Annotated in this window: 6 protein-coding genes, 1 tRNA gene and 2 rRNA genes (1 of these 9 only partly in view); all 9 read left to right on the top strand. The window is 61.4% G+C overall.

Going from position 1 to position 7,500, the window contains the following annotated elements; translation table 11 throughout:
• Nucleotides 1-752 (top strand): 23S ribosomal RNA (locus tag M0534_RS12650) (it extends 2,135 nt beyond the left edge of the window).
• A gap of 117 nt (nucleotides 753-869) precedes the next feature.
• Nucleotides 870-986: ribosomal RNA gene (gene rrf / locus M0534_RS12645) — 5S ribosomal RNA — on the top strand.
• 154 nt (nucleotides 987-1,140) lie between these two features.
• Nucleotides 1,141-1,419, top strand: a complete 279-nt coding sequence (locus M0534_RS12640; protein WP_248568805.1) for a hypothetical protein — start codon at nucleotides 1,141-1,143, stop codon at nucleotides 1,417-1,419.
• 459 nt (nucleotides 1,420-1,878) lie between these two features.
• Complete coding sequence (locus M0534_RS12635; protein WP_248568804.1) at nucleotides 1,879-3,213, top strand: M18 family aminopeptidase; 1,335 nt, start codon at nucleotides 1,879-1,881, stop codon at nucleotides 3,211-3,213.
• Between the two features lie 3 nt (nucleotides 3,214-3,216).
• A complete protein-coding gene (locus tag M0534_RS12630) occupies nucleotides 3,217-4,194 on the top strand; it encodes a biotin--[acetyl-CoA-carboxylase] ligase (protein ID WP_248568803.1) in 978 nt (325 codons plus the stop codon).
• A complete protein-coding gene (locus M0534_RS12625; RefSeq protein WP_248568802.1) occupies nucleotides 4,191-4,943 on the top strand; it encodes a type III pantothenate kinase in 753 nt (250 codons plus the stop codon). Before M0534_RS12630 ends, M0534_RS12625 begins: the two co-directional genes overlap by 4 nt.
• Before the next feature lie 9 nt (nucleotides 4,944-4,952).
• Nucleotides 4,953-5,531 (top strand): SPOR domain-containing protein, encoded by a 579-nt coding sequence (locus M0534_RS12620; protein ID WP_248568801.1) that lies wholly within the window; start codon nucleotides 4,953-4,955, stop codon nucleotides 5,529-5,531.
• A 51-nt stretch (nucleotides 5,532-5,582) separates the two neighbouring features.
• Nucleotides 5,583-5,658, top strand: a tRNA-Thr gene (locus tag M0534_RS12615).
• 416 nt (nucleotides 5,659-6,074) lie between these two features.
• Nucleotides 6,075-7,478 (top strand): TIGR03013 family XrtA/PEP-CTERM system glycosyltransferase, encoded by a 1,404-nt coding sequence (locus M0534_RS12610; protein WP_248568800.1) that lies wholly within the window; start codon nucleotides 6,075-6,077, stop codon nucleotides 7,476-7,478.
• The last annotated feature ends 22 nt before the right edge of the window (nucleotides 7,479-7,500 follow it).

Genomic DNA, 7,500 nt, shown 5'->3' with positions numbered 1-7,500 from the left:
GGTGGAGCCACCCTTGAGATACCACCCTGGTATGTTTGAGGTTCTAACCTAGGCCCATTATCTGGGTCAGGGACAATGTGTGGTGGGTAGTTTGACTGGGGCGGTCTCCTCCCAAAGAGTAACGGAGGAGCGCGAAGGTACCCTCAGCGCGGTCGGAAATCGCGCTATGAGTGCAAAAGCAAAAGGGTGCTTGACTGCGAGACTGACAAGTCGAGCAGGTGCGAAAGCAGGCTTTAGTGATCCGGTGGTTCTGTATGGAAGGGCCATCGCTCAACGGATAAAAGGTACTCCGGGGATAACAGGCTGATTCCTCCCAAGAGTCCACATCGACGGGGGAGTTTGGCACCTCGATGTCGGCTCATCACATCCTGGGGCTGTAGCAGGTCCCAAGGGTATGGCTGTTCGCCATTTAAAGTGGTACGCGAGCTGGGTTTAGAACGTCGTGAGACAGTTCGGTCCCTATCTGCCGTGGGCGTCGGAAATTTGAGGGAAGCTGCTCCTAGTACGAGAGGACCGGAGTGGACGGACCCCTGGTGTTCCGGTTGTCACGCCAGTGGCATTGCCGGGTAGCTACGTCCGGAAGGGATAACCGCTGAAAGCATCTAAGCGGGAAGCCCCTCCCAAGATGAGATTTCCCTGGGCCCTTGAGGCCCCTGAAGAGCCGTTGAAGACTACAACGTTGATAGGCTGGGTGTGGAAGCGCAGTAATGTGTGAAGCTAACCAGTACTAATTGCTCGTGCGGCTTGACCATATAACACCCAAGTAGTTGGTGTTCAGCAGTGACTGCAAGGCGACATGCCTTGATACAGCAACTTTCCAGAATTCACGAACGGCGGCGAAAGCCGTTGTTCAGACGTGAGCCAGTTTGCCTGGCGACAATAGCAAGCGGGAACCACCCGATCCCATTCCGAACTCGGAAGTGAAACCGCTTAGCGCCGATGATAGTGCGGCCTCGCTGTCGTGCGAAAGTAGGTCATTGCCAGGCGCCTACACCAAAGCCCCGATACGGAGACGTGTCGGGGTTTTTTTATGGTCGGATTTTGCTTTCGTTGACCCAGGTCATGAGCGTCGTGGGCGGTACGGTCTAGACTGAGGGTTCGTGAAACCCACGGCGGGTCGAACCCGCGGGAGGGACGATCGTGCTAACCCTGGAAGACTGCATTGACATGGCGGACCTGACGCCCGATGAGGTCGCCGCCATCGCCGAGCATGAACACACGGATCTGATGGTGGCCGCGGAAATGGGCGCTTATCTGGTCCACACCGAGGAAGGACAGGCCCGGATTGCTCGCATGATCGTCGATGACATCGAGGATGCCCGGCGCAACAACAAGCCGGCACATGCCGCGAAACTCAGGCTGGTGTTGCAGCATTTCGTTCGCGAACACGGCAATCTGGATTTCGATGAGACCGGTTGAGGGCAGAGGACAACAAAGGTTTTCGGACAAGGAAGGTGTTCGGACCAAACAATTGCCAAGGCGGCGGTGATCGTGGCGGTAAACGAGAGCCCGTTGCCACGATCAAGCCGGATCACACCGCGCGGCATTCCGGTTGCCGTCCCTAACGTACAGTGACCTTGCCGAGACGCCTGACACCGCGTGCATTCGCTTCGCTTAATGCACCCTACGAGACGCCGGGGCTGCTTGGGGTCGCGTAGGGCGGATCAAGCGCAGCGGATCCGCGCGGTGTGATTTGTTGGCGGGGGAACACAGGTTTTCGGGCAGGGAAGGTGTGCGGACGAACCAAAGCAATGGTAAGCATTGACGGCCGCACCACATAACGCGCGTGGCCTCGGGAAGATGCGGACTCCAACGCAGGCGTGCGAATAAATCGGTGTTTCCCTAATATGGGCGCCTGATTGCTGGAATTGGGAGTCCATGATGGCGGTGTCCGATGCCGAGCGGCGCAGTGCCGAAGATCTGTTGCGTTTCATTGATGCCAGTCCAAGCCCCTGGCATGCGGTCACCAGCTGTCGCGAACGTCTTGAGCAGGGCGGCTTCAGCCCTCTCTCGGAGCGCGACCGATGGGCGCTGAAGGCCGGTGACCGCCGCTATGTGACCCGGGATGATTCCTCGATCATCGCGTTCCGGGTGGGCGGCGGCTCTCCGGCCGAGGCCGGCTTCCGCATCGTCGGCGCCCACACGGACTCACCAGGTTTTCGGGTCAAGCCGGCGGCACCGCACCCGCGCGGCAGTAGTACCTCACTTGGCGTTGAGGTCTATGGCGGGCCCATCCTTGCCACATTCGCCGATCGCGACCTGCTGCTTGCGGGACGCGTCATGGCGCGCGATGGCGACGGTTTGCGCCCACACCTCCTGCGTAGCCCCAGGCCCCTGGTGCGGTTGCCCAACCCCGCAATTCATCTCAACAGGGGTGTCAACAGCGAGGGGCTCAAATTCGACCTACAGGAAGAACTGCCGCTGGTGCTCGGTACCCTGCGCGACGAATTGCCGCCGGATCAGCAATTCCGCCAGTGGCTTGCCGAGCAGCTGGAACTGGATGCGGAGCGGATTGCCTCCTGGGAACTGGCGGTGACCGATGGCCAGCCGGGCGCCTTCTTCGGCCTGGAGGAAGAGTTCCTCGCCGACAGCCAACTGGACAATCTGGGCTCCTGTCATGCTGCCGTGGAAGGGTTGCTGCAAGCAGAATCTGAATCCGCATTTGACGGTGTCTCGGTGATCGCCTTGTTCGATCATGAGGAGATCGGCAGCCGCAGTTTCAAGGGCGCCGACAGCAGCTTTCTCGCGGATACCCTGCTGCGCATCGGTGAGGCGCTTGGCATCGCCGGGACGGACCACCAACGGGCCCTGGCAGCCAGCCTGATCCTGTCGGCAGACATGGCGCATGCCCATCACCCGAATTTCGCGCGATTCCATGACGCCCAGCACCAGGTGGACCTGAACGGCGGACCGGTGGTGAAGGTCAATGCGAATCAACGCTATGCGACCGACGGTGGCGCGGCTGCCACGTTCCAGCTGCTTTGCGAGGAAACGAACGTGTGCTGGCAGACCTACGTGCATCGGAACGATCTGCCCTGCGGCAGCACCATCGGTCCGATCACCGCCGCCGGCCTCGGGATCCGGTGCGCCGATGTCGGCAATGCCATGTGGTCGATGCACAGCGCCCGGGAAAGTGCAGGCACCCGGGACCACTGGTCCATGATCCGTGTGCTGTCGCATTTTTTCCGACGTTCGACGCTGCCACTCGACTGATCCATGGACCGGACGCATGCGCTTCTTGCCCGGTTGGCCGATGGCAACTGGCACTCCGGTGAAACCCTGGCCCGCGCCATGGGCGTCAGCCGCACGGCGGTCTGGAAGCACATCCGCCAATTGCGTCGGGATGGCCTTGAGTTCGAGGCCAGTCAGGGCCAGGGTTACCGGCTTCGCTTACCCTTCGAACCTCTGTCCGCGGAGGGAATCAATGCCGAGCTCGGGGTCAACGGCTGTGTGTTTGCTGGCATGGTAGAGGTCGCCTTTCGGGTTGATTCGACGAACACCGAACTGCTGCAAGGCCTTCGCAGGCAGGCAGCGCCGCGGGCACTGCTCGCGGAGTTGCAGCAGGCCGGTCGCGGCCGGCGCGGGCGGAGCTGGACCGCCGTCTATGGAGGCAGCCTTTGCCTTTCCGCCCGCTGGTCCTTCGCCGAGCCTGTTGCCGGCCTCTCAGGCCTTAGTCTCGCGGCCGGCCTCTCGGTAGCCGATGCCCTGGAGCAGCAGTTTGAGATCCCGACCACGCTGAAGTGGCCTAACGATGTCATGCTGAACGATAGGAAAGTCGGCGGGATACTGGTGGAACTGGCGGGAGACCCGCTTGGTCCCTGCGAGGTTGTTATCGGCCTGGGGCTTAACCTCGCGTTGCCGACCGCCGTCAGGGACGGGATCGAACAGCCCATAACGGATATCCGCTCCGAAAGCGGTATCTTGCCCGACAGGAACGACCTTGCCGTTGCCGTGCTGACCGGGCTGGCAGAAGACTTGCGGGTCTTCGAGCAGCAAGGTTTCGACGCTTTCCGGGAACGCTGGAAGACGCGGGATGCATTGCGCAACCGGCCGGTCAGGCTTGATCTTGGCGACGTCTCCCGCCAGGGCGTTGCCCGTGGCGTCGATGCCCAGGGGCGGTTGCTGGTCGACGACGCCGAGGGCCGCTCCGCCTGGGCCAGTGGTGACGTCAGTGTTCGTGCGAGTCGCGCATGATTCTTCTGCTGGATATCGGTAACACCCGCTTCAAGTCCGCCTGGCTGAGCGGCGCGGAACTTCAGTCACAGGCGCCGTGGATGCATGACGGTGCCTTACCGGCGGGTCTGTACGACAACTGGATCCGCCACACACCGCCCGAGGCCATCTGGATTTGCAATGTCGGCCCGGCGGACCTGACTGCCGATATTCGATCGTTTGCCGAAGCCCGTTGGCAGGCCCCGGTTTTTCAACTGAATGCACGCCATCGACGGGCGGGAGTGGTCAATGCCTATCGCCAGCCCGATACCCTGGGCGCGGATCGCTGGGCGGCACTGCTGGGTGCCATGTCACAGCGACTGGCGCCCTGCAGCATCATCGACTGCGGCACCGCCCTGACCCTGGATGCCCTGGATGCCGACGGGCACCACCTCGGCGGCCAGATCGTGCCCGGCATGCGGTTGATGCGGGAGGCGTTGGGTCTGCATACGGCAGGTGTTGGCCACCACGACGCTTCAGACCGGACGCCGGTATTCGGCAGATCAACCGGTGAAGCGGTCGCTGCCGGTGTCTTGCAGGCATGCCTGGCCGCAATTCGCGAATTTCACCGGCATACCGCCGAACGGCTTGCACCCGAGCGGCCCCGGCTTCTGCTGACCGGCGGCGATGCACCGGTATTGCTCAAGGCATTGTCGGTACTGGAACCGGTGCATTGCCCGGACCTTGTCCTGCAGGGGCTTGCCGCAGCGGTCGGCGATTCCGAGGCATGAGGTAAGGTCATGCGCGCGGCGGTCTTCTTACTCCTGCTTGGCAACCTTGCCCTGCTCGGGATGCTGTACCGGGACCTGCAGGCCCCGCAGGCTCCGCACCAGCCTCCGGAAAGCGATTCGTTGCGCGCAATCTCCCATGGCGCGGGCCTGGTTGGCGACTGCCTGGTCAGCGAGGCCTTCAGTCGGGAGGTGGAGGCGCGGCTTGCCACATTCCGGCTGGATATACCGCACACCTTCGTCGTCCGCTACCAGGAGGTCTCGGACGGCTGGCGTGTGCATCTGCCATCGACGGACAGCCTGGAATCGGCAAGGCGCGAACTTCGCCGCTTGCAGGAAGCCGGGATTGATGGTCCGGCACTGGCGACTGGCGGTGATCCGTCGAACATGGTGTCGATTGCTGTGCATGCCGACCAGGCGGATGCCGAGTCAGTGAGCCGTCGCGTCCAGGCACTGGGCTTTGACGCACAGGTGTCTCCTCGCCGAAGCCGTGAGCCGGGCTACCATCTGGTCCTGCAAGCCGAGGAAGCGCCCGAGCATCTCTCGCGCTATGGCTGGACTGCCGAAGCTTGCAGCGACGCCTTGCCCTGATGTCGTCATCCGGGAGAAACTACGGCTTCGGAATAGGCACATTCTGACAAGGCTGGCGTAGCTCAGTTGGTAGAGCAGCTGATTTGTAATCAGCAGGTCGCGGGTTCGACTCCTGTCGCCAGCTCCATTCCCAAACCGCGGATATACCGTCGGCTCCCCGATTCTTTCCGATCATCGGCCGCCAGCTTGCGGCATGGCCGGTCTCCTGCTAACTATTCAAGTAGCGGCAATAGTCTTCCGATAGCATCTGGTAACTGATTTCACTCGGAAAGGAAGGGACGCCGCCTGGATGTGCAGGTGATTGCCGCAGACAAAAGAATCTGACTGTTGGCGTTTTGCCCGGAGTTTCAAGGGTCGATCCCAGGCAAATATGGTCGGCACTGGGATGGCAGGACGTGCAAGGGTGGCCGCTCCCGTCGAGTGATTTTTCCTCGAGGATTCCCGTCGCCATGCGCGTATCCCTTGTCCGGGATAGGGCGGGCTGCACGCTTCGTGATCCGGTGATGCCGGACCTGCGACTGCGCGTGGACGCGAGGTGGCTGCATGGTCCGGATCTGGAATGATTACGTTCCACTCAACACCCTGCTGGTTGCGGGGCTTGAGTGGTTGTTGCTTTCGGTCCTGATCGGTCTCGCCCTGTTCGGGTCCGCCGAGTACACCGACAGTGTTCGTTACCCCGGTAACTCCATTCTGCTGATTTCCTGCCTGCTTTCGGCGGCGATCGTGTTCGGAATGACCGCGTTTGGTCTCTATGCCCAACCGGGAGCGGAAGGTTGGCAGGGGATGATCGTTCGCCTGCCGGCGGCCATGTTCGTCGGTGCGGCACTGTTTGTCGGGTTCCAGATTCTGTATATGGAGCCACCGCGCGTGAATCTCGAGGTGCTCACCGCGGCAACCCTTGGTGGCTTTGTGATTATCGTTGCCGAGCGGGCCGTGGTTTTGCGGTTCCGAAAAATGCCCTGGCTTCGGCCGAGGGTTCTCGTGGTCGGGAGCGGCTCGCGCGCCGGTGTGATCGAGCAACTAACCCGCCGGGATTCGCGGCTGATGACCTTCGACCTGGTTGGTTTTGTGCCCGTGAAAGAAACCGCCCATGCCGTACCCAAACGATTTCTTCTTCCCTGTCCCGAAAACGAAAACCTTTGCGATCTCGCCCGGCGGCAGCAGGTCACGGACATTGTCGTTGGCGTACGGGAACGGCGTGGCGGTGGAATGCCGACGCAGGCCTTGCTGGACTGTAAACTGGCGGGTATTCGCATCACCGACCTGTCCTCGTTTTTCGAACGTCAAATCGGCCAGATCCGGCTGGACTCTCTGAACGCCAGTTGGCTGGTTTTCGGCACCGGTTTCCGCCAGAGCCGCGTTCGCGCCTTTACGAAACGTGCGCTGGACATCGTTTCCAGCCTGGTCCTGCTATTGATCGCGGGCCCGATTATGCTGCTCGTTGCCCTGGCAATTCTTGCGACCATGGGGACACCGGTGCTTTATCGGCAGCAGCGTGTCGGTCAGAACGGCAAACTCTACTGGATCCTGAAGTTTCGAAGTATGCGCGCCGATGCCGAGAGTGACGGCAAGGCCCGCTGGGCGAGCTCGGATGATGATCGCATCACCCACTTGGGTCGTTTCCTCCGCAAACTCCGTCTCGACGAGTTGCCGCAGGTATTTAACGTGCTCCGCGGCGAAATGAGTTTTGTCGGACCACGGCCGGAGCGCCCCGAGTTTGTTGCCGCATTGCGCGAGCAGATTCCGTTCTATGATACCCGGCACAGCATCAAGCCCGGGATTACCGGCTGGGCGCAGGTCAGGTACCCCTACGGCGCGTCGATTGAGGACGCGCGGGAGAAGCTGCAATTTGACCTTTACTACGTCAAGAATCACAGTCTGGCGCTGGATTGCCTCATTCTTCTGGACACAATCCAGGTTGTGCTGTTCGGCAAGGGTGCACGGTAGGGAAACGTCAGGAAACACTGAA

This window comes from Methylonatrum kenyense (genome assembly GCF_023195885.1).
Taxonomy (GTDB): domain Bacteria; phylum Pseudomonadota; class Gammaproteobacteria; order Nitrococcales; family Aquisalimonadaceae; genus Methylonatrum; species Methylonatrum kenyense.
This window is presented reverse-complemented; position numbering and strand designations above follow the sequence as displayed.